Annotated in this window: 23 protein-coding genes and 2 tRNA genes; 20 read left to right on the top strand and 5 right to left on the bottom strand. The window is 50.2% G+C overall.

What is annotated here, in order from left to right; translation table 11 throughout:
* Positions 1-230 precede the first annotated feature (230 nt).
* Positions 231-590, top strand: coding sequence for a DNA-binding protein (locus J1785_RS22465; RefSeq protein WP_129954315.1), 360 nt, complete (start codon positions 231-233; stop codon positions 588-590).
* Between the two features lie 52 nt (positions 591-642).
* Here the strand turns inward: J1785_RS22465 and ispB are convergent, their stop codons facing one another.
* Complete coding sequence (ispB, locus tag J1785_RS22470; RefSeq protein WP_129954317.1) at positions 643-1,614, bottom strand: octaprenyl diphosphate synthase; 972 nt, start codon at positions 1,612-1,614, stop codon at positions 643-645.
* 259 nt (positions 1,615-1,873) lie between these two features.
* Here ispB and rplU point away from each other — a divergent pair, with 259 nt between their 5' ends.
* The 4 genes from rplU to cgtA all read left to right on the top strand — a co-directional run bounded on the left by rplU (position 1,874) and on the right by cgtA (position 4,709).
* Complete coding sequence (gene rplU / locus J1785_RS22475) at positions 1,874-2,185, top strand: 50S ribosomal protein L21 (protein WP_013573804.1); 312 nt, start codon at positions 1,874-1,876, stop codon at positions 2,183-2,185.
* Positions 2,186-2,203: 18 nt separating this feature from the next.
* A complete protein-coding gene (gene rpmA / locus J1785_RS22480) occupies positions 2,204-2,461 on the top strand; it encodes a 50S ribosomal protein L27 (protein WP_013573805.1) in 258 nt (85 codons plus the stop codon).
* A gap of 85 nt (positions 2,462-2,546) precedes the next feature.
* Positions 2,547-3,503, top strand: a complete 957-nt coding sequence (locus tag J1785_RS22485) for a DMT family transporter (protein WP_217138277.1) — start codon at positions 2,547-2,549, stop codon at positions 3,501-3,503.
* Between the two features lie 33 nt (positions 3,504-3,536).
* Complete coding sequence (gene cgtA / locus J1785_RS22490; protein ID WP_129954321.1) at positions 3,537-4,709, top strand: Obg family GTPase CgtA; 1,173 nt, start codon at positions 3,537-3,539, stop codon at positions 4,707-4,709.
* A 62-nt stretch (positions 4,710-4,771) separates the two neighbouring features.
* Here cgtA and pmrB read toward each other — a convergent pair whose 3' ends face one another.
* From pmrB to dacB, 3 genes are read right to left on the bottom strand one after another with little or no spacing between them, the layout of a single operon-like run.
* On the bottom strand, positions 4,772-5,872 hold the full coding sequence (pmrB, locus tag J1785_RS22495) for a two-component system sensor histidine kinase PmrB (RefSeq protein ID WP_217220819.1): 1,101 nt from the start codon (positions 5,870-5,872) through the stop codon (positions 4,772-4,774).
* Positions 5,869-6,531 carry a two-component system response regulator PmrA gene (pmrA, locus tag J1785_RS22500; RefSeq protein WP_129991636.1) on the bottom strand — a complete coding sequence of 221 codons (663 nt, stop codon included), beginning with the start codon at positions 6,529-6,531 and terminating at the stop codon, positions 5,869-5,871. The genes pmrB and pmrA overlap by 4 nt, the downstream gene beginning before the upstream one ends.
* Positions 6,532-6,551: 20 nt before the next feature.
* Positions 6,552-7,985: a serine-type D-Ala-D-Ala carboxypeptidase gene (dacB, locus tag J1785_RS22505; RefSeq protein WP_217220821.1), complete on the bottom strand. Its 1,434-nt coding sequence runs from the start codon at positions 7,983-7,985 to the stop codon at positions 6,552-6,554.
* A 283-nt stretch (positions 7,986-8,268) separates the two neighbouring features.
* Here dacB and greA point away from each other — a divergent pair, with 283 nt between their 5' ends.
* A complete protein-coding gene (gene greA / locus J1785_RS22510) occupies positions 8,269-8,745 on the top strand; it encodes a transcription elongation factor GreA (protein WP_129954329.1) in 477 nt (158 codons plus the stop codon).
* Between the two features lie 180 nt (positions 8,746-8,925).
* Here the strand turns inward: greA and yhbY are convergent, their stop codons facing one another.
* Positions 8,926-9,222: a ribosome assembly RNA-binding protein YhbY gene (yhbY, locus tag J1785_RS22515; RefSeq protein WP_013573813.1), complete on the bottom strand. Its 297-nt coding sequence runs from the start codon at positions 9,220-9,222 to the stop codon at positions 8,926-8,928.
* 182 nt (positions 9,223-9,404) lie between these two features.
* On the opposite strand from yhbY, the gene rlmE reads away from it, so the two are divergent.
* From rlmE to pnp, 14 genes are all read left to right on the top strand, one after another.
* A complete protein-coding gene (rlmE, locus tag J1785_RS22520) occupies positions 9,405-10,034 on the top strand; it encodes a 23S rRNA (uridine(2552)-2'-O)-methyltransferase RlmE (RefSeq protein ID WP_014333696.1) in 630 nt (209 codons plus the stop codon).
* 56 nt (positions 10,035-10,090) lie between these two features.
* Positions 10,091-12,034 (top strand): ATP-dependent zinc metalloprotease FtsH, encoded by a 1,944-nt coding sequence (ftsH, locus tag J1785_RS22525; protein WP_129954331.1) that lies wholly within the window; start codon positions 10,091-10,093, stop codon positions 12,032-12,034.
* 125 nt (positions 12,035-12,159) lie between these two features.
* Positions 12,160-12,999: a dihydropteroate synthase gene (folP, locus tag J1785_RS22530; RefSeq protein ID WP_129954333.1), complete on the top strand. Its 840-nt coding sequence runs from the start codon at positions 12,160-12,162 to the stop codon at positions 12,997-12,999.
* Positions 13,000-13,001: 2 nt separating this feature from the next.
* Positions 13,002-14,342, top strand: a complete 1,341-nt coding sequence (gene glmM / locus J1785_RS22535; protein ID WP_129954335.1) for a phosphoglucosamine mutase — start codon at positions 13,002-13,004, stop codon at positions 14,340-14,342.
* Positions 14,343-14,577: 235 nt separating this feature from the next.
* The gene (gene secG, locus J1785_RS22540; RefSeq protein ID WP_129954337.1) at positions 14,578-14,913 is read left to right on the top strand and encodes a preprotein translocase subunit SecG; all 336 of its coding nucleotides are present in this window, start codon (positions 14,578-14,580) and stop codon (positions 14,911-14,913) included.
* An 85-nt stretch (positions 14,914-14,998) separates the two neighbouring features.
* A tRNA-Leu gene (locus J1785_RS22545) sits at positions 14,999-15,085 on the top strand.
* A 59-nt stretch (positions 15,086-15,144) separates the two neighbouring features.
* Positions 15,145-15,221: transfer RNA gene (locus J1785_RS22550), tRNA-Met, on the top strand.
* A gap of 216 nt (positions 15,222-15,437) precedes the next feature.
* The gene (gene rimP, locus J1785_RS22555) at positions 15,438-15,890 is read left to right on the top strand and encodes a ribosome maturation factor RimP (RefSeq protein WP_014411570.1); all 453 of its coding nucleotides are present in this window, start codon (positions 15,438-15,440) and stop codon (positions 15,888-15,890) included.
* 23 nt (positions 15,891-15,913) lie between these two features.
* On the top strand, positions 15,914-17,422 hold the full coding sequence (gene nusA / locus J1785_RS22560) for a transcription termination factor NusA (RefSeq protein WP_013573819.1): 1,509 nt from the start codon (positions 15,914-15,916) through the stop codon (positions 17,420-17,422).
* A 24-nt stretch (positions 17,423-17,446) separates the two neighbouring features.
* Entirely contained in the window at positions 17,447-20,140 is a 2,694-nt protein-coding gene (gene infB, locus J1785_RS22565) for a translation initiation factor IF-2 (RefSeq protein ID WP_129954339.1), read from the top strand.
* A 77-nt stretch (positions 20,141-20,217) separates the two neighbouring features.
* Positions 20,218-20,631, top strand: a complete 414-nt coding sequence (gene rbfA, locus J1785_RS22570; protein WP_014333704.1) for a 30S ribosome-binding factor RbfA — start codon at positions 20,218-20,220, stop codon at positions 20,629-20,631.
* Positions 20,631-21,575, top strand: a complete 945-nt coding sequence (truB, locus tag J1785_RS22575) for a tRNA pseudouridine(55) synthase TruB (protein ID WP_129954341.1) — start codon at positions 20,631-20,633, stop codon at positions 21,573-21,575. Before rbfA ends, truB begins: the two co-directional genes overlap by 1 nt.
* A 122-nt stretch (positions 21,576-21,697) precedes the next feature.
* Positions 21,698-21,967, top strand: coding sequence for a 30S ribosomal protein S15 (gene rpsO / locus J1785_RS22580; protein WP_014333706.1), 270 nt, complete (start codon positions 21,698-21,700; stop codon positions 21,965-21,967).
* Positions 21,968-22,240: 273 nt separating this feature from the next.
* A complete protein-coding gene (gene pnp, locus J1785_RS22585) occupies positions 22,241-24,364 on the top strand; it encodes a polyribonucleotide nucleotidyltransferase (RefSeq protein WP_129954343.1) in 2,124 nt (707 codons plus the stop codon).
* Positions 24,365-24,412 lie beyond the last annotated feature (48 nt).

The following is a 24,412-nucleotide window of genomic DNA, read 5'->3' on the forward strand; positions in this document are numbered from 1 at the left end:
CCATCCTGACCGATGTTTGATAAACATAATTCATGGAAGCATTTAAATACATCTATAGACTCACTCCTGAAAATTGAATATCTTCTTTCTGTCAAATAGGTGTTTTTCTAAATGACTTGTGTTAGTACCATCCTTTATATAAACGCTCATTACCAGAAAATATTGGTATTACTCTCATGGATGTATAACAACAATCTTTCTTACTGACTTAATAAGAAACAAGGAATGTTATGAAAAAAGAGTGGTTTGCAGCAAAGGAACTGACCGGAAAAGAAGGACTGCCGACGTCAACCCAAGGTGTCCATGGGATGGCTCGCAGATTGTGCTGGATTAAACGCCGCAGGCTGGGTGTTCAGGGACGTGCAGTGGAATATCACATCGACAGTTTGCCCGGTAATGCCGCCGCCAGCTTATCAATGAATGAGAGTTCTGCTGAATATGTTTATACATCACATCAGGACCCACTGGCGATCTGGATCGAGAGTTATAAGCAACTGAGAGAACCTGAACGTGAAACGATCATTTCATTCATTGTGAGGGAAGGGATATCTGAGTTGCTCAATAGATTACGTGAGCCTGAAAAAAACTAGCACAATGGTGCCTGTCGTACCTGCCAGAATCAGCAGGCGCGACAGGCAAATGTCAGAAATCGCGTTTTACAGACATATGCGCAAGGCCTTCAAGCGCCGAGCGGTATTCGGACTCAGGCAGTACCTGAAGCGCCCGGATTGCTTTGTCAGCTTCTTCTTCGGCACGCTGGCGGGTATAAGCCAGAGAGCCCCACTGATGCATGGCTGCCAGCACAGGCTCCAGTAAATGACGCCCGTTACCTTCTTCGATAGCTTTGCGGATCATAGCAGATTGCTCAGCATCGCCGTGCCGCATTGCATGCAAAAGGGGCAGGGTGGGTTTGCCTTCATCAAGGTCATCGCCGGTGTTTTTACCCAGCGTTTCGCCATCAGCATCATAATCGAGCAAATCATCAATTAGCTGGAACGCCGTGCCCAGATAACGACCATAATCTTGCAAGGCGGTAATCTGCTCGCTGCTTCCACCCGCCAGCATGGCAGAGGCTTGCGATGCGGCTTCAAAAAGACGCGCCGTTTTGCTGTAAATCACCTGCATATAACTGGCTTCTGTGATGTCGGGATCGTTGCAATTAATCAATTGCTGCACTTCACCCTCTGCAATCACGTTAACCGCTTTTGCCATCAGAGCCAGAACAGGAAGCGATTCCAGATCAGTCATCATTTGAAAGGCGCGGGTGTAGATAAAATCGCCGACCAGTACGCTGGCGGCATTGCCAAATGCAGCGTTCGCCGTTGCTTTTCCCCGACGCATATCTGATTCGTCGACCACATCATCATGCAGCAGTGTGGCGGTATGAATAAACTCAATCAGGGCGGCAACCGTGATGTGTTTATCGCCCTTGTAGGATAGTGCTTTGGCTGCCAGTACTGCTATCATCGGACGGATACGTTTGCCGCCGCCACTGATGATGTAATATCCCAGTTGATTGATGAGAGAAACCTCTGAATTCAACTGTTCAAGGATGGATGCGTTGACGGCAGCCATGTCGTCCTGGGTAAGATCAATAATCTGTTCTAGGTTCATTGTGTTTTTTCAGCTGTTGTTCTCTTCACCGCAATGAGGTCTGGCTCACATTGGCACATGGCGCTAACTGTAAAGGGGATTGTACTTGAAAAACAGTGTAGATAAATGCTATCGGAAGAACTGCGCTTTTTTTCTTCTTTTGTCGTGATTGTGCTCTTGTCTTATGCTGATTTTTTGCGTAGAATTCGCGCCCTATTGTGAATATTTATAGCGCCCTCTGGACTATACAAAGTTGAGTGCGCGGAAAGCGGAGTTTTATATGTACGCGGTTTTCCAAAGTGGTGGTAAACAACACCGTGTCAGCGAAGGACAGACTATTCGTCTGGAGAAGCTGGACGTTGCAACTGGCGAAGCTATCGAATTCGATCAGGTTCTGATGATTGCAAACGGTGAAGAAATCAACATCGGCCTGCCTTTAGTTGCTGGCGGTGTAATCAAAGCTGAAGTCGTTGCTCACGGTCGTGGCGAAAAGGTCAAAATCGTTAAGTTTCGTCGTCGTAAACACTATCGTAAGCAGCAGGGCCACCGTCAGTGGTTCACTGACGTTAAAATCACCGGCATCAGCGCTTAAGATTAGGAGAGCGGAACAATGGCACACAAAAAGGCTGGCGGCTCCACACGTAACGGTCGCGATTCAGAAGCTAAACGTCTGGGCGTAAAACGCTTTGGCGGCGAAGCAGTACTGGCAGGCAGCATCATCGTTCGTCAGCGCGGCACCAAATTCCACGCGGGTATCAACGTGGGTTGCGGCAAGGACCACACTCTGTTTGCTTTGGCTGACGGTAAAGTCAAGTTCGAAGTTAAAGGCCCGAAAAACCGTAAGTACATCAGCATCGAAGCTGAATAAGTTTTTCGCGTCTTAGTAAATAGATGTAAGCCCCGCAATTCGTTGCGGGGCTTTTTACATTCTGGTTAGCCCATTCTGGCGGGATATGGATACGAAATCGCAGGCACCTGTCGGGATTCTGTTGGCGCTGATTACTGCCATGAGTTGGGGTTCTTTGCCTATAGCCCTGAAGCAGGTGTTAGTGGTAATGGATCCCTTTACCGTGGTCTGGTATCGGTTTTCGATAGCTGCGATCGTATTGGGTTGCATTCTGGCGGTAAGACGCCGATTGCCCTCTAAAGCGATTTTCAGCCGCCCGCGCTGGTTGATCTTAGTGTTGGTCGCCACCTGTGGATTGCTGGGAAACTTTGTGCTTTTTAGTTCCTCTTTGCAGTTTCTCAGTCCAACGGCGTCGCAGGTTATCGGCCAGCTTTCTCCGGTCGGTATGATGGTGGCCAGCGTTATCATCCTCAAAGAAAGGATGCGCGTGACGCAGGTCATTGGCGCTCTTATGCTAATTTTCGGGCTGATATTGTTTTTCAATACCAGCCTGATTGAAATTTTTACCCGTCTGACAGATTACACTCTGGGTGTGATTTTTGGCGTCGGGGCAGCGACGGTCTGGGTGATATACGGTGTGGCGCAAAAGGTATTGCTGCGCCAACTGGCTTCACCGCAAATCCTGTTTTTGCTGTACACTTTATGTTCTATCGCATTGCTCCCGCTGGCCAGCCCGGCGGTGCTTTCACAGCTCAGCGGCTGGCAGTTTGCCTGTCTGTTGTTTTGCGGCGCGAATACCTTAGTGGGATATGGCGCCTTAGCGGAAGCGATGGCGAGATGGCAGGCGGCTCAGGTGAGTGCTTTAGTGACACTCACTCCGCTGTTTACCCTGCTATTTTCAGATTTATTGGCACTTGCCTGGCCTGACTTTTTTGCTGCACCGGTGCTTAATTTCATTGGGTATCTTGGTGCATTTGTGGTGGTGGCAGGTGCAATGTTTTCCGCAATTGGCCATCGATGGTGGCCACGTCGGACAGAGCAAAACCTGGTAGCTAAACGTTAGCTGCCCGGCGAATGATTTACGGAGACGGTACAAATGAAGTTTGTTGATGAAGCCACGATTCTGGTTGTGGCCGGTGATGGCGGTAACGGGTGCGTCAGCTTCCGCCGCGAAAAATACATTCCACGTGGCGGCCCGGATGGCGGCGATGGCGGCGATGGCGGCGATGTCTACCTGGTTGCTGATGAGAACCTCAATACGCTGATCGATTTCCGCTTTGTGAAATCTTATCGTGCTGAGCGCGGTACTAACGGTCAGAGCAGCGACTGTACCGGTAAACGCGGTAAAGATATCACCATTAAAGTGCCTGTCGGAACACGTGTCCTTGACCAAAGTACTGGCGAAGTCCTGGCCGATATGACGCAAAATGGTCAGGTTAATATGGTCGCTAAAGGCGGTTTCCACGGACTGGGTAACACCCGTTTTAAATCCTCCGTGAATCGTTCACCGCGTCAGAAAACCATGGGCACTAAAGGTGAAGAGCGTGATATCGCCCTTGAGCTGATGCTGCTGGCCGACGTGGGCATGCTGGGGCTGCCAAATGCGGGTAAGTCGACGTTTATCCGCTCCGTCTCTGCTGCGAAGCCAAAAGTGGCTGATTATCCGTTTACCACACTGGTGCCAAGCCTTGGCGTGGTGCGTATGGATCACGAACAAAGCTTCGTGGTTGCAGACATACCTGGTTTGATCGAAGGGGCTTCGGAAGGCGCTGGTCTGGGTATCCGCTTCCTGAAGCATCTTGAGCGTTGCCGCGTTCTGTTGCACCTGATCGACATTGCACCGATCGATGAGTCTGATCCGATCGAAAATGCTAAAGTCATCATCAACGAGCTGAAGCAATACAACGCTAAGCTGGCTGAAAAACCGCGCTGGTTAGTGTTCAATAAAGTTGATCTGATTGAGAAAGAAGAAGCTGAAACGCGTGCAAAAGCAATTGCTGACGCATTGGGCTGGGAGGGTAATTATTACCTCATCTCCGCCGCAAACCGCGAAGGCGTCAATGCATTGTGCTGGGACGTGATGAAATTCATCAACGAAAACCCTAAGCACATGGCAATTGAAGAGGCAGCGCCAGAAAAAGTTGAGTTCATGTGGGATGATTATCACCGTGAACAACTGGCAGAAGTGGAATCTGAAGCCGACGACGACTGGGATGATGACTGGGATGAAGATGACGATGAAGGTGTCGAAATCATTTACGAACGTTAATCCTGCGGATTAACTTTTCATCTCAGTACCAAAGGCTGCCCCTGGCAGCCTTTTTCTTTTTTTTACAAGGCATTAACGGGCATCAGTTGAGTGCCCAGTGAGCTTTGAAGTGCAACATGCGGTAACCAGCACTGCGCGCTGAGCCCTGCATTGTCGATACGATTTCGCAATGTCAGCGTACCGCCATGCAGGTGTGCAATCCTGACGACGATATTCAGCCCCAGACCGCTACCCCCATAACGTTGATCGACACGCTTGAAAGCCTGCGTCAGTTCACTGGCTTTCGTCTCATCAATGCCCGGACCCGCATCGTCAATCTGTATCAGAAAGCCGTTATCCTGCGTCACAATGGTAATGTTGATATCGCTTTTTTCCGGCCCGTAGCGGTAAGCATTCTCGACCAGATTACGCACCATCAAACGCAGCAGTACGGCATCACCCTGTATTTCAGCATGCAGTGGCACCTGAATTTTCAGCGTCTGTCCACGTTCATTGAGCATTTCACCCAACTCTTCCCGCAGTGGTTCAACGACATGATTTATCAGATCAACCTGCTGATATTCCCCTTTCGCAAAATTCTGACCTGCGCGGGCAAGCATGAGTAATTGCTCTATCGTATGCATTAACAGGTCGATGCGGCTGATCAGTGTATCACTGCCTTCCACGCCCTTTTTTTGCATTATCTCAAGATGTAGCCGGACGCCAGCCAGCGGAGTGCGTAACTCATGAGCGGCATCGGCAGTGAACAATCGCTCCTGCTGAATCGTCGTAGAAAGTCGTGAAAATAGTTGATTCAGTGCATTAGTCACGGCAACAACTTCCCTGATTTCGCTGTTGAGTGGCAGGGGAGAGAGGTTATCGGCCGAGCGGGTTTCCAGGCGTTTTTGTAACTGGTTAAGAGGACGTATAATCCAGCTGATGGCCCAGAAAGATAACAACAGGGTAATGCTCATCATCAGCAAAGAAGGGGCAATCAGAGAGGCAATGGCTTCGGCAATCTCCTTCTCAACGTGAGCATTGCGGACTTTGGCCGAAAGTGTGTCATTAACCAGCAGGTTAATTTGCTCCTGGCTTTCATGCCAGAGCCAGAAAATACTGGTGAGCTGAGTGACGAACAGGATCAGTGCAAGCATAACCAGCAGACGGCGGCGCATACTGGTCATACGCTCATTTCCAACCTGTAACCGATACCGCGCACGGTTCTTATGGCTTCTTTACCGAGTTTACGGCGCAGATTATGAACATGCACTTCGAGGGTGTTGGAGCCTAAATCATCCTGCCAGGTATAGAGATCCTGCTGGAGCAATTCACGGTTTACCGTCTGTCCGGCACGCATCATCAACCGTGATAAAATAGCGAATTCTTTGGGGGTCACTTCTACCGGCGTATCGCCGAGATAAGCCTGCTGTGAGGAAAGATTAATTTTCAGGTTACCCACGGAAATCTGGTTGTCGCTTTGCCCCTGATATCGGCGGATCAGAGCACGAACACGCGCCTGCAGTTCGACTAAAGCAAAAGGTTTAATCAGATAATCATCGGCGCCTGCATCCAGGCCATCGACCCGGTCTTCGAGTGCATCCCGGGCGGTAAGAATAAGAACGGGCAGGGAGATGTTCTGACGACGCCACTGGCGTAACAGCGTTGCGCCATCTTTATCTGGCAATCCTAAGTCCAGGATCACCAGACTGTACTGGCTGGTTTGGATCAGGCTTTGCGCCTGCGCCGCAGTAGAAGCGCAGTCACAGGCGTAATTTTCACTGGTAAGTGCCAGCATTAATCCCTGCCGTAAAAGTTCATCATCTTCCACTATCAGCAGTTTCATTGTCTGGCACTTCTCCGTGGTTAATTATTTTGGTAAATATCCCTGTAGAGACGACTCTCAAAGCGCACCAGCGGTGCACGACGTGTACGTTGATCTTCAGGGGGAACCGCATAGCCTGAGAGGAACTGCACAAAGGCCATACGCTGGCCGCTGGCTGTGGTGATAAAACCGGCAAGGTTATATACACCTGACAGCGAGCCGGTTTTTGCCGACACTTTGCCGTCCACACCTGCTTCGTGCAGGCCACCGCGATACTGCAAGGTTCCGTCATGACCCGCTAAAGGCAGCATCGATATAAAATCTAATTCTTTATCGTGTTGGGCGATGTATTGCAGCACCTGCATCATTGTGGCCGGTGACAATAAATCATGACGTGAAAGGCCAGAACCATCCACCTGGATAGAGTTGCCTAAATCCACGCCTGCTTTTTGGCGCAAAACCTGACGAACAGCATCTGAACCCGCCCGCCATGTTCCCGGTACGCCAAAACGCTGATGACCAATGGTACGGAATACCGTATCGGCGATCATGTTGTCTGATTTCTTAAGCATCTGATGCAACAGGTCATGCAGCGGTGCCGATTGGGTTTGCGCCAGTACAGTACCCGCTGGCGTCGGCTGGGTCTGACGTTTCAGCGTACCATCAATCTGGATATTCGCCTGCAGCAGCTCGTCTTTGAGAATCGCACCGGCATAGCTGGCTCCGTCCTGAATAGCGAAAGCCAGCGGTAAAGGCTCGCTGCGTTGTGTCAGACAACCTGTAAGAGTGTATCGGTTGAATTCACCCGGTACGACATCCAGCTCACAATATTGCGCATCCGGTGAGCCTTTTGCCAGCGTGCGGACTTCACTGAACATGTGTACGGGATAATATGAGGCCACGCGGATAAACGCGTTTTCGTCAGGTTTAGGTGCGCTATACAGTGATACCGAGAAACAGTTTCTGTCGACAATCGCGGCTGCCGGGGGGGCGCTGAAGCATTGGGTGATGTCGTTCCATGGCCATCCCGGAGCTTTATCATGGCTTGCGAACACGGAAGTGTTAATGATCACATCGCCGCTGATTTCTTTGACGCCCTGTTTTTTCAAAACAGCGACCATATTCCGAATATTCTGACGCTTCAGGGTCGGGTCGCCCGAAAAACGCGCGACCAGATCTCCCTTGAGCACACCGTCAGAAACTGAACCTGGCGTTTCGAGTGTGGTAGTGAAGCGGAAATCAGGCCCTAGCTGCAACAGCGCAGCCAGCGCCGTCAGGATCTTCATGGTGCTGGCAGGCAGCGCCATCTGAGTACCGTGATAATCGATCGCAGGTGCAGGGGCACCAATTTTTTGTACCAGGACCGCCAGATTCGTGCCATCAGGCAGATATTCTGTGTAGTTTTCGATCTGAGCCGCATTTGTATTCAGAACAAACGCGCATGCTAATCCACTGACAATTCGTAAAAAACGCATTATTTTGGTAAAGGCTCTGAGTAACGGCAGGATAAATGTGGTGCCATACTACGATGCTACGAACCCAGGCGCAACGTGGCTGAAAGTAAACGATGATCCTCAAGGAACTCTACGTTAAAATACGAATCAAAATGCAAAATGATTCCTGGCCTGGTGGCAACTCCGGGTGAGGTTTTTTTTGTTTTTCGCCAGAGAGAGTCGGTCAAAAGAACTGACTTAATTTCTTACCTGATTCAATCAGGACGGTGTTTACCGAAAGGACCAAGTTAGAGGTAATGAATATATGAAACCGATTCCGATGACATTGCGTGGCGCAGAGAGATTACGTGAAGAACTGGACCATCTGAAGAGCGTCCGCCGCCCGAAAATCATTTCTGATATCGCGACTGCACGTGAACACGGCGATTTGAAAGAGAATGCTGAATACCATGCCGCCCGCGAACAGCAGGGTTTTTGTGAAGGCCGTATCCAGGAAATCGAAGCTAAGCTTTCGAATGCTCAGGTCATTGATGTGACCAAGATGCCTGCCACTGGCCGGGTAATTTTTGGTGCTACCGTGAGTGTCATGAACCTGGACACTGAAGAAGAGCAGAAATACCGTATCGTGGGGGATGATGAAGCTGATTTTAAGCAAAATCTGATTTCTGTAAATTCCCCGATTGCACGCGGTTTGATCGGCAAAGAACAGGATGATGTTGTTGTGATCAAAACGCCGGGTGGTGATGTCGAGTTTGAAGTATTGAAGGTCGAATACCTTTAAAATCTGCATTAAAAAGGGCGAAACGAGACGTTTCGCCCTGTTATTCTCACATTCATGCAGTGAATTGCTTCACAGTAAATTGAAAACTAAAGTAAAAAGGCCTGCTCAGACCTTCCCCTGAACGTGATTTCGTGGCACCTTTCCGAAAATCTACAGCGCTTTTCGTTAAACCTTAATAGATTAACGCGGTAAGATAATTTTGCGGTCTTCGGTGGAAGGGCGATAAAGTACCAGCATATTGCCGATGACTTGCACATTACACGCCTTGGTTTCACGCACAATCGCGTCTACGATCAGGGACTTCGTTTCGCGTTCTTCTGCCGCGACTTTAACCTTGATCAGTTCGTGATGTTGCAGCGCCTGTTCAATTTCGGCGAGCACACCTTCAGTCAGCCCGTTGTTGCCCAGCATAACAACCGGTTTGAGTGGATGCGCGAGGCCTTTCAGGTACTGTTTTTGTTTATTGTTAAGATTCATCGTCTTTTTTGCTTAAGTTGGGATTGAAAACGGGTCATTCTACCGCCATCTCATGTATATCACCAACCCGGACTGCTTCGGGGAGGCAATAATACTGACTTAGCCATAGACGTCATGATGCTAACAGCTTGTTCCAAAAGCTCTAACTCAGGGTGGTTGGAAAACTATATGGTTAATAAATAATGTCTAATAAAAAGCGTTCTGCAAGTTCCAGTCGCTGGTTGCAGGAACACTTTAGCGATAAATATGTGCTGCAGGCACAGAAAAAAGGGCTGCGTTCCCGTGCCTGGTTTAAACTTGATGAAATACAGCAAGGCGATAAGCTGTTTAAACCGGGTATGACAGTCGTGGATTTAGGGGCAGCTCCCGGCGGTTGGTCACAGTATGTTGTGACACAAATCGGTAACAAAGGGCGTATCATCGCCTGTGATATTTTACCTATGGATCCTATTGTTGGAGTCGATTTCCTTCAGGGGGATTTTCGTGATGAATTAGTTCTCAAAGCGTTGCTTGAACGCGTGGGAGAAAACAAGGTTCAGGTGGTCATGTCCGATATGGCCCCTAATATGAGCGGTACTCCGGCAGTCGATATTCCAAAATCGATGTATCTGGTTGAATTAGCATTGGATATGTGTCGGGATGTATTAGCACCAGGCGGAAGTTTCCTGGTGAAGGTGTTTCAGGGAGATGGCTTTGATGAATACCTGCGGGAAATTCGCTCCCTGTTTACGAAGGTGAAGATTCGTAAGCCAGACGCTTCCCGAGCACGTTCGCGAGAAGTGTACATCGTAGCGACAGGGCGGAAACTGTAGTTCCCTAACGCTGTTTGTTAACACAGTTGTAATATGAGGTTAATCCCTTGAGTGACATGGCGAAGAACCTGATCCTCTGGTTAGTCATCGCAGTTGTATTGATGTCTGTATTTCAGAGTTTTGGTCCCAGCGAATCAAATGGTAACAAGGTAGATTACACTACCTTTACAACCGAAGTGGCCCAAGACCAGGTCCGTGAAGTACGTATCAATGGACGTGCGATTGACGTTATCAAAAAAGACAGCAGCAAATACACAACCTATATTCCGGTTAATGATCCTAAATTGCTGGATACGCTGCTGAGCAAAAACGTGAAAGTTGTTGGAGAACCGCCTGAACAGCAGAGTTTCCTGGCGACTATCTTTATTTCATGGTTCCCGATGCTGCTTCTGATTGGCGTCTGGATATTCTTTATGCGGCAAATGCAGGGCGGCGGTGGCAAAGGGGCTATGTCCTTTGGTAAAAGCAAAGCCCGCATGCTGACGGAAGACCAAATCAAAACGACTTTTGCCGACGTTGCAGGTTGTGACGAAGCGAAGGAAGAGGTAAGCGAGCTGGTAGATTACCTGCGCGAACCAAGCCGTTTCCAGAAACTGGGCGGTAAAATTCCTAAAGGCGTTCTGATGGTAGGTCCTCCGGGTACGGGTAAGACCTTGCTGGCTAAAGCGATTGCCGGCGAAGCCAAAGTCCCGTTCTTTACCATTTCCGGTTCTGACTTCGTTGAAATGTTCGTGGGTGTGGGTGCATCACGTGTGCGTGACATGTTCGAACAAGCGAAGAAAGCAGCTCCATGTATCATCTTCATCGATGAAATTGATGCCGTAGGCCGTCAGCGTGGTGCAGGTTTAGGTGGAGGTCACGATGAACGTGAACAGACACTGAACCAGATGCTGGTTGAGATGGATGGCTTCGAAGGTAACGAAGGTATCATCGTTATTGCTGCAACCAACCGTCCGGATGTCCTGGATCCTGCGTTACTGCGTCCGGGTCGTTTCGACCGTCAGGTTGTTGTTGGCTTGCCAGATGTTCGTGGCCGTGAACAAATCCTTAAAGTTCATATGCGTCGTGTGCCATTGGCAACTGACGTTGATGCTTCGGTGATCGCCCGCGGTACACCGGGTTTCTCCGGTGCAGATCTCGCGAACCTGGTTAACGAAGCCGCGTTGTTCTCTGCACGGGGTAACAAACGTGTGGTGTCAATGGTCGAGTTCGAAAAAGCCAAAGACAAAATCATGATGGGTGCTGAGCGCCGTTCCATGGTGATGACCGAATCGCAGAAAGAATCCACCGCCTATCACGAAGCGGGTCACGCTATTATTGGTCGCCTGGTTCCGGAACATGATCCTGTGCACAAAGTGACCATTATTCCTCGTGGCCGTGCATTGGGTGTGACTTTCTTCCTGCCTGAAGGTGATGCGATCAGCGCCAGTCGTCAGAAACTGGAAAGCCAGATTTCTACCTTATACGGTGGCCGTCTTGCTGAAGAGATCATCTATGGTGTAGAGAAAGTGTCTACCGGTGCGTCAAACGACATCAAAGTAGCGACGTCGATTGCCCGTAACATGGTGACACAGTGGGGCTTCTCAGAGAAATTAGGTCCGTTGCTGTATGCAGAAGAAGAAGGTGAAGTCTTCCTCGGCCGTTCAGTCGCGAAAGCTAAACATATGTCTGATGAAACCGCCCGCATCATTGATCAGGAAGTTAAGTCTCTGGTTGAACGTAACTACATTCGTGCGCGTACTTTGCTAATGGAAAACATGGATATCCTTCATTCAATGAAAGATGCCCTGATGAAATATGAAACCATCGATGCACCACAAATTGATGACCTGATGAACCGTACTGAAGTTCGCCCGCCAGCTGGCTGGGACGACGCTAACGGCAAAAACGGTAACAGCAATTCCAGCGACGGCGGTGCCCCGAAAGCGCCAACGCCTGTTGACGAACCTCGTACACCGAATCCTGGTAACACGATGTTTGAGCAATTCAGCGGCAAATAAGCTGTTGATTGGAAAATAACGCTGATAACACTCAACCCCGGGCTTGCCCGGGGTTTTTTATGCGTGCATTCTTTACCACGAAATTTAAAAAGGCCTTTATTGATTGATCAGAAGGGACGTGATTTATGCACCTCACAGCCAGAGAGTCCAGGTTGGACCTCACTTTCCCCCAGGTCATGGGGATCCTGAATGTTACCCCGGATTCATTTTCCGATGGCGGGCGACATAACACACTTGATCTTGCCCTCAGACATGCTCAGGCAATGGTTGATGCAGGCGCATCCATTCTCGACATTGGGGGCGAATCGACTCGTCCTGGTGCAGCAGAAGTCAGTGAGGATGAAGAACTGGCCCGTGTGGTGCCGGTCGTTGAAGCCATTGCACGGCGTTTTGATGTTTGGATCTCTGTTGATACCTCAAAAGCCTGCGTGATCCGGGAAGCGGCACATGCGGGTATGCATCTGATCAATGATATTCGTTCGCTTCAGGAACCCGGTGCGCTACAGGCTGCAGCCGAAACCGGTTTGCCTGTTTGTCTGATGCACATGCAGGGGGAACCCAAAACGATGCAGCATGCCCCGCATTACGATAATGTTGTTGCACAGGTGGAACAGTATTTTGTTGAACAAATTTCACGTTGTGTGAACGCTGGCATTGCAAAAGAGAAATTGCTGCTCGACCCGGGCTTCGGTTTCGGTAAAAATTTAGAGCATAACTATCAGTTGCTCGCGCGGCTGGCTGATTTCCATCACTTTGGCATACCGTTGTTAGTGGGGATGTCGAGGAAATCCATGGTGGGGCAACTTCTGCATGTCTCCCCGGAAAAACGGGTTACAGGAAGTGTGGCTTGTGCTGTGATTGCCGCCATGCAAGGTGCCAGGATCGTGCGCGTACATGATGTGAAAGAAACCGTTGAAGCGATGCGTATCGTTGAAGCGACACTTTCTGCAAGGGATAAAAATTAATTATGAGTAACCGTAAATACTTTGGGACAGATGGCATCCGCGGAAAAGTGGGCGATACCCCGATTACCCCTGATTTTGTTCTGAAACTGGGCTGGGCTGCGGGCAAAGTATTAGCACGCCACGGTTCGCGGAAAGTGATCATCGGTAAAGATACCCGCATTTCGGGTTACATGCTGGAATCCGCGTTAGAGGCCGGTCTCGCGGCGGCAGGTTTATCGGCGTCTTTCACCGGCCCGATGCCAACGCCTGCCGTTGCCTATCTGACGCGTACTTTCCGTGCAGAAGCTGGCATTGTCATTTCAGCCTCGCATAACCCTTACTACGACAACGGCATCAAGTTTTTCACTATCGACGGGACCAAATTGCCTGACGAGGTTGAAGAGGCGATTGAAGCAGAGCTTGAAAAACCATTGACCTGTGTTGAGTCCGCCGAACTGGGTAAAGCCAGCAGAATCGTGGATGCAGCTGGTCGGTACATCGAATTCTGTAAAGGAACATTCCCGACAGAGTTGAGCCTGAACGGCCTGAAAATTGTGGTCGATTGCGCTAACGGGGCCACTTACCATATTGCACCCAGTGTGTTGCGTGAACTTGGGGCAAAAGTTATCGCTATCGGCTGTGAGCCGGATGGCATGAACATCAACGAAGAGTGCGGCGCAACGGATGTCCGTCAGTTGCAGCAGCGCGTTCTGGCTGAAAAAGCAGATGTCGGACTGGCATTTGACGGCGATGGTGACCGTCTGATTATGGTTGACCATGAAGGCAACAAAGTTGATGGTGACCAAATCCTTTACATCATTGCGCGTGAAGGGCTTCGTCAGGGGCAGTTGAAAGGCGGTGCGGTCGGCACGCTGATGAGCAATATGGGCCTCGAGCTGGCGCTCAAACAGCTCGGTATTCCCTTTACGCGGGCGAAAGTGGGCGACCGATACGTGCTGGAAAAAATGCAAGAAAAAGGCTGGCGCATTGGTGCTGAAAACTCTGGCCATATCATTCTGCTGGATAAAACCACGACGGGTGATGGCATTGTGGCAGGGTTACAAGTGCTTACCGCCATGGTGCGCAACCACATGAGCTTGCATGACCTCTGCAGCGGCATGAAATTGCTTCCGCAGATCCTGATCAACGTCCGTTTTGCCGGTGAACATGATCCGCTGGAATCTGATGACGTCAAGCAAGTGACGGCAGACGTTGAGAAACAGCTGGCCGGCCGCGGTCGGGTGCTGTTGCGTAAATCAGGTACCGAACCTCTGCTGCGCGTAATGGTGGAAGGGGAAGACGCACAACTGGTGGAAAAACTGGCCAACCGCATTGCTGATGCCGTAAAAGCGGTCAAAGCGTAAGCCGATAAAAAACGGTAAATTTTCGGTGGATTTCTTGCTGCCGGACGTTCGGGCAGCAGGTTTCATGCCGATTTGCCGTTTTTTTCCGCAAACGAACAATTTGATGAAAATTGCCCTTGCACGGCAATACGGCTTTGGTTAGTATTCACACCCGCTTCAGTGGGTCCTTTGATGACCTGCTAAATGGTGAGAAGCAATTGGCATGCGGTGAACCCGCGAGGATACAGGTACTACTATGTACGACGCTCTTCTGGTGATTTTCCTTATCGTAGCAATCGGGCTTGTCGCTCTGGTTATGCTGCAACAAGGTAAAGGCGCTGATATGGGAGCCTCTTTCGGAGCAGGTGCTTCTGGCACATTGTTCGGTTCGAGTGGTTCCGGTAACTTCATGACCCGTATGACCGGCATTTTGGCAGCACTGTTCTTTATCATTAGTTTGATTCTCGGGAACATGAGCACCAATAAAGGCCAAAAAGGCAGTGAGTGGGAGAACCTGAGTCAGCCAGCTAAAACTGAGCAGACCACTACGCCGGCAGCTCCAGCAGCGCCTAACAGTGACGTTCCTCATTAAGCAGTAAACTTCTTTAAGATAGAAGACAGGTTTTGAAACAGTGGCTTGTGCTTGGACAGTATAAGCGATTGTGAAAAAAAAGAGTGCCGAGGTGGTGGAATTGGTAGACACGCTACCTTGAGGTGGTAGTGCCCGAATGGGCTTACGGGTTCAAGTCCCGTCCTCGGTACCAATCTTTATGATAACTTGCTTTCTAGCGGTTATCGGCGTAGTATTTGCCACGTTTTCGGACGCGGGGTGGAGCAGCCTGGTAGCTCGTCGGGCTCATAACCCGAAGGTCGTCGGTTCAAATCCGGCCCCCGCAACCACTTTCCCTAAGTGTTTATTTCAAATAGACTTTCAGTATCTTCCTGTGATGTTCTGCAGCTTCAATTTGAAAACAACACTTTGCGAAAGTTGTACCGAAGCCGCTATGCGGCGAATAGGGTCCAGTTGCATAAAGCCCCGATTTATCGGGGTTTTTTGTTATTTGGCAACAGAATCACTGGGCTATTTAGCCCTTTTTTTATGTCTTGGGGGTGGGCTTGTCCACATTAGAACAAAAATTAACAGAGCTGATTACAGCACCAGTCGAGGCACTTGGCTTTGAGCTGGTGGGCATCGAGTTCGTTCGGGCTCGCCAATCGACGTTGCGCATCTATATTGATAGTGACGCCGGGATCAATGTTGATGATTGTGCTGATGTCAGCCACCAGGTGAGCGCTGTGCTGGACGTTGAAGATCCAGTTACTGTCGCCTACAACCTGGAAGTTTCCTCTCCAGGCCTTGATCGTCCTATGTTCACCGCTGAACATTATCAACGTTTTCTTGGCGATGAAGTCAGTGTTGTTTTGCGTATGGCAGTGCAAAACCGCCGCAAATGGCAGGGCATCATTAAAGCTGTCGAAGGCGAAATGATCACGGTGACAGTGGAAGGGAAAGATGAAGTGTTCGCACTGAGCAACATCCAGAAAGCGAACCTGGTACCCCACTTTTAAAGAGTTTGGAAGAGGCAACTAGGATGAACAAAGAGATTCTGGCTGTTGTAGAAGCAGTTTCTAATGAAAAATCCCTCCCGCGCGAGAAGATTTTTGAAGCGCTGGAAATTGCATTATCAACGGCGACCAAGAAAAAATACGAGCAGGAAATCGAAGTCCGCGTCAGCATTGACCGTAAAACCGGCGACTTTGATACTTTCCGTCGCTGGGTGGCAGTGAACGAAGTGACCCAGCCGACCCGCGAAATCACCCTTGAAGCTGCACAATACGAAGATCCGTCAATCGACCTCGGCGGATATATTGAAGATCAAATTGAATCGGTCACTTTTGACCGCATCACCACACAGACTGCTAAACAAGTCATCGTACAGAAAGTACGTGAAGCAGAACGCGCGATGGTGGTTGATCAGTTCCGTGAGCAGCAAGGTGAAATCGTTACTGGCGTCGTTAAGAAAGTTAACCGCGACAGTATTGCACTGGATTTAGGCAGCAACGCTGAAGCTGTTATCCTGCGTGAAGACATGCTTCCTCGTGAAAATTTCCGCTCTGGTGACCGTATTCGTGGCGTGTTGTATGATGTCCGCCCTGAAGCACGTGGTGCCCAGCTGTTTGTCAGCCGTTCACGAAACGAGATGCTGATTGAACTGTTCCGCATCGAAGTGCCGGAAATTGGCGAGGAGCTGATTGAAATTAAAGCCGCTGCCCGTGATCCTGGGTCCCGTGCGAAAATTGCCGTAAAAACTAATGACAAACGTATCGACCCTGTCGGTGCTTGTGTCGGCATGCGTGGTGCACGCGTTCAGGCCGTTTCCAGCGAACTGGGCGGTGAACGCATTGATATTATCCTTTGGGATGACAATCCTGCGCAGTTCGTTATCAACGCAATGGCACCGGCAGACGTCGCTTCCATCGTGGTTGATGAAGATAAATGCACCATGGATATCGCCGTTGAAGCCAGCAACCTGGCACAGGCGATTGGCCGTAATGGCCAGAACGTGCGTTTGGCTTCCCAATTGTTGAAACAGCATCGTGGTGATGACAAGTGGGAACTGAACGTGATGACAGCAGACGACCTGCAAGCCAAACATCAGGCTGAGGCACACGCTGCGATTGATACCTTTACCAAATACCTGGCCATCGATGAAGATTTCGCCACGGTTCTGGTTGAAGAAGGTTTCTCTACGCTTGAAGAACTGGCTTATGTGCCAGTTAATGAATTGCTTGAAATCGACGGCCTGGATGAAGACACCGTGGATGCGCTGCGCGAACGCGCAAAAGAAGCGCTGACCACGCTGGCTTTAGCTCAGGAAGAAAGTCTCGGTGACAAAAAGCCTGCTGACGATCTGCTTAACCTGGCGGGTCTGGAACGTAGTATGGCATTTAAACTGGCTGCACAAGGGGTTTGTACGCTGGAAGATCTTGCCGAGCAAGGTGTCGACGATCTGGCTGATATTGAAGGTCTTACTGACGAGCAGGCTGGTGAACTTATCATGGCCGCGCGCAATATCTGCTGGTTTGGCGACAACGCGTAATAAACTGTAGCAGGAAGGAACAGCATGACAGATGTAACTGTAAAATCGCTGGCGGCAGAAATTCAGACTCCGGTTGATCGCCTGGTACAGCAATTTGCTGATGCAGGGATCTCGAAGTCCGAAGCTGACTCTGTGACCCAGCAAGAAAAAGAAACTTTATTGGCGCATCTCAATGGTGGAAACCCAGGTGCGACAAACAAACTGACGTTACAACGCAAAACGCGTAGTACACTGAATATTCCGAGCACCGGCGGGAAGAGTAAATCGGTGCAAATCGAGGTCCGCAAGAAACGCACTTATGTTAAACGTGATATGACCGAGGCAGAACAAGCCCAGGCAGAAGCGGAAGAGCAGGCGAAGCGTGACGCGGAAGAACAGGCACAGCGTGCAGCAGCAGAGCAAGCCCAGCGCGAAGCTCAGGAAAAAGCCAAACGCGCCGCCGAAGAGCAAGCTAAACGTGAGGCCGCTGATAAAGCTAAGCGTGACGCAGCGGAAAAAGATAAAGTGACCAATCAAAATACCGATGAAGTAACCAAACCAGCTCAGGCAGATAAAGCACGCCGTGAAGCTGAAGCCGCAGAGCTGAAACGCAAAACGGAAGAAGAAGCCCAGCGTAAGATTGAAGAGAACGCCAAACGCGTTGCAGAAGAAGCCCGTAAAATGGCTGATTCTGGCGTCTGGACTGAAACTGTTGCGCCGAGCGAATCAGAATCTGCTGACTACCATGTCACCACTTCTACGCATGCACGTGCGGCCGAAGACGAGAATGATGCCAAAGTTGAAGGCGATCGTCGTAGCCGTACCCGCGGTGGCAAAGCGACTAAACAGAAAAAAGGCAACAAGCTGTCCGAATCTAAAGCGGATCGCGAAGAAGCCCGTGCTGTTGGCCGTAATGGTAAAGGCAAACGTAAACCAAGCACGCTGCAGCAGAGCTTCAACAAGCCTGTGGTTGCCGTAAACCGTGATGTCGTGGTAGGCGAAACCATTACTGTTGCCGAACTGGCAAACAAAATGGCCGTCAAAGGTTCTCAGGTCATCAAAACTATGATGAAACTGGGCGCTATGGCGACCATCAACCAGGTTATTGATCAGGAAACTGCTCAGCTGGTTGCAGAAGAAATGGGCCATAAAGTTATCCTGCGTCGTGAGAACGAGCTGGAAGAAGCGCTGATGAGCGATCGTGACACAGGTGCTTCCGCAGCTGCTGAGCCTCGCGCTCCGGTTGTGACCATCATGGGCCACGTTGACCACGGTAAAACCTCATTGCTCGACTATATTCGTTCCACGAAAGTCGCCGCAGGTGAGGCCGGTGGTATTACTCAGCACATCGGTGCTTATCACGTAGAAACTGAAAACGGCATGATTACCTTCCTGGATACCCCGGGACACGCCGCGTTTACTTCTATGCGTGCTCGTGGTGCTCAGGCAACAGATATCGTGGTTCTGGTTGTTTCCGCTGATGACGGCGTGATGCCGCAAACCATCGAAGCTGTTCAGCATGCGAAAGCGGCTGGCGTGCCAATCGTTGTTGCGGTAAACAAAATTGATAAACCAGATGCTGATCCGGACCGTGTTCGTACCGAATTGTCTCAGTACGGCGTTATGCCGGAAGAGTGGGGCGGCGAATCTCAGTTCATCCACGTTTCTGCGAAAGTCGGTACTGGTATCGACGATCTGCTGCAAGCTATCTTGCTGCAGGCCGAGGTTCTGGAACTGAAAGCGGTGCGTAGCGGTATGGCAAGTGGTGTTGTGATCGAGTCCTTCCTGGACAAAGGTCGTGGTCCGGTTGCTACCGTGCTGGTTCAGGAAGGTACGCTGAACAAAGGCGACATCATTCTGTGTGGCTTCGAATACGGCCGTGTCCGTGCGATGCGTGACGAAATGGGCCGTGACATTACGTCTGCGGGTCCTTCTATCCCTGTCGAAGTGCTGGGTCTGTCCAGTGTGCCGGCTGCGGGTGATGAAGTTACCGTTGTACGTGATGAGAAAAAAGCACGTGAAGTTGCGCTGTATCGTCAGGGTAAATTCCGCGAAGTTAAACTGGCTCGTCAGCAGAAATCTAAACTGGAAAACATGTTCGCGAACATGACCGAAGGTGAAGTTTCTGAACTGAACATCGTTCTGAAGTCAGATGTCCAGGGTTCTTGTGAAGCAATCTCTGATGCATTGCAGAGCCTGTCCACCGACGAAGTTAAAGTTAAGATCGTTGGTATGGGTGTCGGTGGTATCACCGAAACTGATGCGACACTGGCTGCTGCTTCTAACGCGATCATCCTCGGCTTCAACGTCCGTGCAGATGCGTCTGCCCGCCGCGTTGTTGAAAGTGAAAGCCTGGATCTGCGTTACTATTCCGTTATCTATAACCTGATTGATGAAGTCAAACAGGCAATGAGCGGTATGTTGGCGCCAGAATACAAACAGCAAATCATTGGCCTGGCTGAAGTTCGTGACGTATTCAAGTCACCTAAATTCGGCGCTATTGCAGGTTGTATGGTGACTGAAGGTATGATCAAGCGTAACAACCCAATCCGTGTGCTGCGTGAAAACGTGGTGATCTATGAAGGCGAACTGGAATCCCTGCGTCGCTTCAAAGATGACGTTGCTGAAGTCCGTAACGGCATGGAATGTGGTATCGGCGTTAAGAATTACAACGATGTGCGTACTGGTGATGTGATCGAAGTCTTCGAAATCATCGAGATCAAACGTACTATCGCTTAACGTTTGCGAAGTCGCTGATATCCAGATGGGGGCCTTGCGCCCCCTTATTTGTCTGGAGCAAGTAAGGAGAAAGCCTCATGGCAAAAGAATTTAGCCGTACTCAGCGCGTCTCTCAGGAGATGCAAAAAGAAATCGCCATCATCTTACAGCGTGAAGTCAAAGACCCACGCGTAGGCATGGCGACAGTTTCAGGCGTAGAAGTCTCACGCGACCTGGCATATGCCAAAGTGTTCGTCACCTTCCTGGATGTTCTGACCACTGATAATCACGATCCTGATCGTGTCAAAAATGGCATCAAAGCCTTGCAGGACGCGTCAGGTTTTATTCGTACGCTGATCGGTAAAGCGATGCGTTTACGTGTAGTACCGGAGCTGACTTTCGCTTACGACAACTCTTTGGTTGAAGGTATGCGTATGTCTAATCTGGTGACTAATGTCGTGAAGAACGATGCTGAACGCCGTTCCGCTGCAGGCGATGACGAGGAAGCATAATGAGTCGCCCACGTCGCCGCGGCCGTGATATACACGGTGTTCTGCTACTGGACAAATCTTTAGGCTTGTCTTCTAACGATGCCCTGCAAAAGGTTAAACGCCTTTATAACGCTAACCGCGCAGGCCATACCGGCGCGCTTGATCCTTTGGCCACCGGTATGCTGCCACTGTGTTTAGGCGAAGCGACTAAATTCTCCCGGTTCCTGCTTGATTCGGACAAACGCTATCGCGTGATTGCCCGTATGGGGCAACGCACCGATACGTCTGATGCTGAAGGTGCCATCATTTGTGAACGTGAAATGACGTTCACCCGGCAACAACTTGACGACGCACTCGACAGTTTCCGCGGGGAAACTCAGCAAATTCCTTCCATGTATTCCGCATTGAAATATGAAGGGAAAAAGCTGTACGAATATGCCCGTCAGGGCATCGAAGTTCCGCGAGAATCACGCAGCATTACGGTGTATGAATTGCAATTTATACGCTGGGAAGGCTTTGACGTTGAGCTGGAGATTCATTGCTCAAAAGGCACTTACATCCGCACTATCGTCGATGATCTTGGTGAGAAGTTGGGTTGTGGTGCGCATGTGACTTATCTGCGTCGTCTGCAGGTGGCAACTTATCCTTCAGAGCGAATGGTCACCCTGGAAAAACTCCATGAGCTGATCGCTCAGGCAGAAGAGCAGGGTATTGAGCCGCGCTTGCTGCTGGATCCTTTGTTGTTGCCGATGGACAGCGCATGTGAAGACTTCCCGGAAGTGAACCTGTTACCTATGGTGGCCGGATATGTCAAACAGGGCCAACCTGTTCAGGCATCAGGTGCGCCCGTCAGCGGTATGGTTCGCATCACTGAAGGCGAAGAACGTAAGTTTATCGGTGTAGGAGAAATTGATGATGAGGGTCGTATTGCACCTCGTCGTCTGGTTGTTGAATACACCGATTAAGCGCTTTCTGCTTACCTTGCGATCATATATAGCAAAGGGTAGAATAGCGCAGCTTATGCATTGGGTTGCTGAATTAGAGATCGGCACCCGTTTAATTATCTATAATATTTTGGAGTAAGATTATGTCTCTAAGCGTTGAAGCTAAGGCTCAGATCGTTTCCGACTTCGGTCGCGGCACTAACGACAGTGGTTCTACCGAAGTTCAGGTTGCTCTGCTGACTGCTCAAATTAACCATCTGCAAGGTCACTTTGCAGAACACAAAAAAGATCACCACAGCCGTCGTGGTCTGCTGCGTATGGTTTCTCAGCGTCGTAAACTGCTGGACTACCTGAAGCGTAAAGATGTAGCACGTTACACCAGCCTGATCGAACGTCTGGGTCTGCGTCGCTAATCAAGCGAGTTTCAGTGTAAAGGGGCCAATAGGCCCCTTTATTCTAGGAAGCGCAGCCAAATCAGGGTACTGTATGGCTGCGGTTTCTACTGTTATTCTAAGAACATGAACTTCCGTTACAGATGTTTTCGCGCGGCTAATGAGAGACTTTATTACCACATTGCCAGGTATATAAGGATTGTCATTAGTCGCGAGAATGTAGTGAGAAGCTCGGATATTTATCGGCGTGAACTGCTGTCATAACAGCTGCGCGTCATACAAAAGGATATTACATTGCTTAATCCGACTATTCGTAAATTCCAATACGGCCAGCACACCGTTACGCTGGAAACCGGCATGATGGCTCGTCAGGCTACTGCCGCTGTTATGGTTAGCATGGACGATACTGCGGTATTCGTGACCGTTGTTGGCCAGAAAAAAGCTAAACCAGGTCAGAGTTTCTTCCCGCTGACGGTTAACTATCAGGAGCGTACTTACGCTGCTGGTCGTATCCCGGGCAGCTTCTTCCGTCGCGAAGGCCGTCCAAGCGAAGGCGAAACACTGACCTCACGTCTGATTGACCGCCCGATTCGCCCGCTGTTCCCGGACTCCTTCCTGAATGAAGTTCAGGTTATCGCGACTGTGGTTTCCCTGAACCCACAAGTTAACCCTGACATCGTTGCGATGATCGGTGCATCTGCTGCCCTGAGCCTGTCTGGTATTCCATTCAATGGCCCGATCGGTGCGGCACGCGTTGGTTATATCAACGACCAGTATGTTCTGAACCCAACCGCTGATGAGCTGAAAACAAGCCGTCTGGATCTGGTTGTGGCAGGTACTCAGGGCGCGGTTCTGATGGTTGAATCTGAAGCTGAAGTACTGAGTGAAGATCAGATGCTGGGCGCGGTCGTATTTGGCCACGAACAACAACAAATTGTTATCGACAACATCAACTCATTGGTTGCTGAAGCCGGTAAGCCAAAATGGGACTGGCAGCCAGAAGCCGTTAACGCTGAGCTGCATGCTCGCGTCGCTGCACTGTCTGAATCCCGTCTGGGTGATGCGTACCTGATCACCGAGAAGCAAGAACGTTACAACCAGATCAATGTCATCAAAGCTGACGTTGTTCAGGCTCTGCAAGCTGAAGACGAATCCCTGGATGCTGGCGAAATTTCTGACATCCTGGGCAGCATCGAGAAGAATGTGGTTCGTAGCCGTGTGCTGCGTGGCGAGCCGCGTATCGATGGTCGCGAAAAAGACATGATCCGTGGTCTGGATGTGCGTACTGGCGTTCTGCCACGTACCCATGGTTCTGCTCTGTTCACCCGTGGTGAAACTCAGGCGCTGGTGACAGCAACGCTGGGTACTGCCCGTGATGCACAGAACCTGGATGAGCTGATGGGCGAAAAAACTGACAGCTTCCTGTTCCATTACAACTTCCCTCCGTACTCAGTCGGTGAGACCGGGATGGTGGGCTCGCCAAAACGTCGTGAGATTGGCCATGGCCGTCTTGCTAAACGTGGCGTGCTGGCGATGATGCCAAAACCAGAAGACTTCCCGTACACCGTGCGTGTGGTTTCTGAAATCACTGAATCCAACGGTTCATCCTCAATGGCTTCTGTTTGCGGCGCATCTCTGGCCCTGATGGATGCAGGTGTTCCGATTAAGGCCGCTGTTGCCGGTATCGCAATGGGTCTGGTTAAAGAAGGCGAAAGCTTTATCGTTCTGTCCGACATTCTGGGTGACGAAGATCATCTGGGCGACATGGACTTTAAAGTGGCCGGTAGCCGCGACGGTATCACCGCGCTGCAGATGGACATTAAAATCGAAGGTATCACCCGCGAAATCATGCAGGTGGCTCTGAACCAGGCTAAGGGTGCGCGTCTGCATATCCTGGGCGTGATGGAACAGGCTATCAGCACTCCACGTGGCGATATCTCTCAGTTTGCTCCACGTATTCACACCATCAAGATCAGCCCGGACAAAATTAAGGACGTGATCGGTAAAGGTGGTTCTGTGATCCGTGCGCTGACCGAAGAAACCGGCACCACGATCGAAATCGAAGATGACGGTACTGTGAAAATCGCAGCAACCGACGGCGAGAAAGCGAAATACGCTATTCGTCGTATCGAAGAGATCACTGCTGAAATCGAAGTGGGTCGTATCTATCAGGGTAAAGTGACCCGTATCGTAGACTTTGGTGCATTTGTTGCCATCGGCGGCGGTAAAGAAGGTCTGGTGCATATTTCTCAAATCGCTGACAAGCGTGTAGAGAAAGTGACTGATTACCTGCAGATGGGCCAGGAAGTTCCGGTTAAAGTTCTCGAAGTTGACCGTCAGGGTCGTGTGCGTCTGAGCATCAAAGAAGCTACCGCACCTACTCAGGACGAAACAACTGAGCAACCTGCAGCAGAATAATCTGTAACAGAAGTTTTACAGCTCCTTTCCATCTGGAAAGGAGCTGTT

Origin of the sequence: Rahnella perminowiae (genome assembly GCF_019049755.1) — a bacterium.
GTDB lineage: Bacteria > Pseudomonadota > Gammaproteobacteria > Enterobacterales > Enterobacteriaceae > Rahnella > Rahnella perminowiae.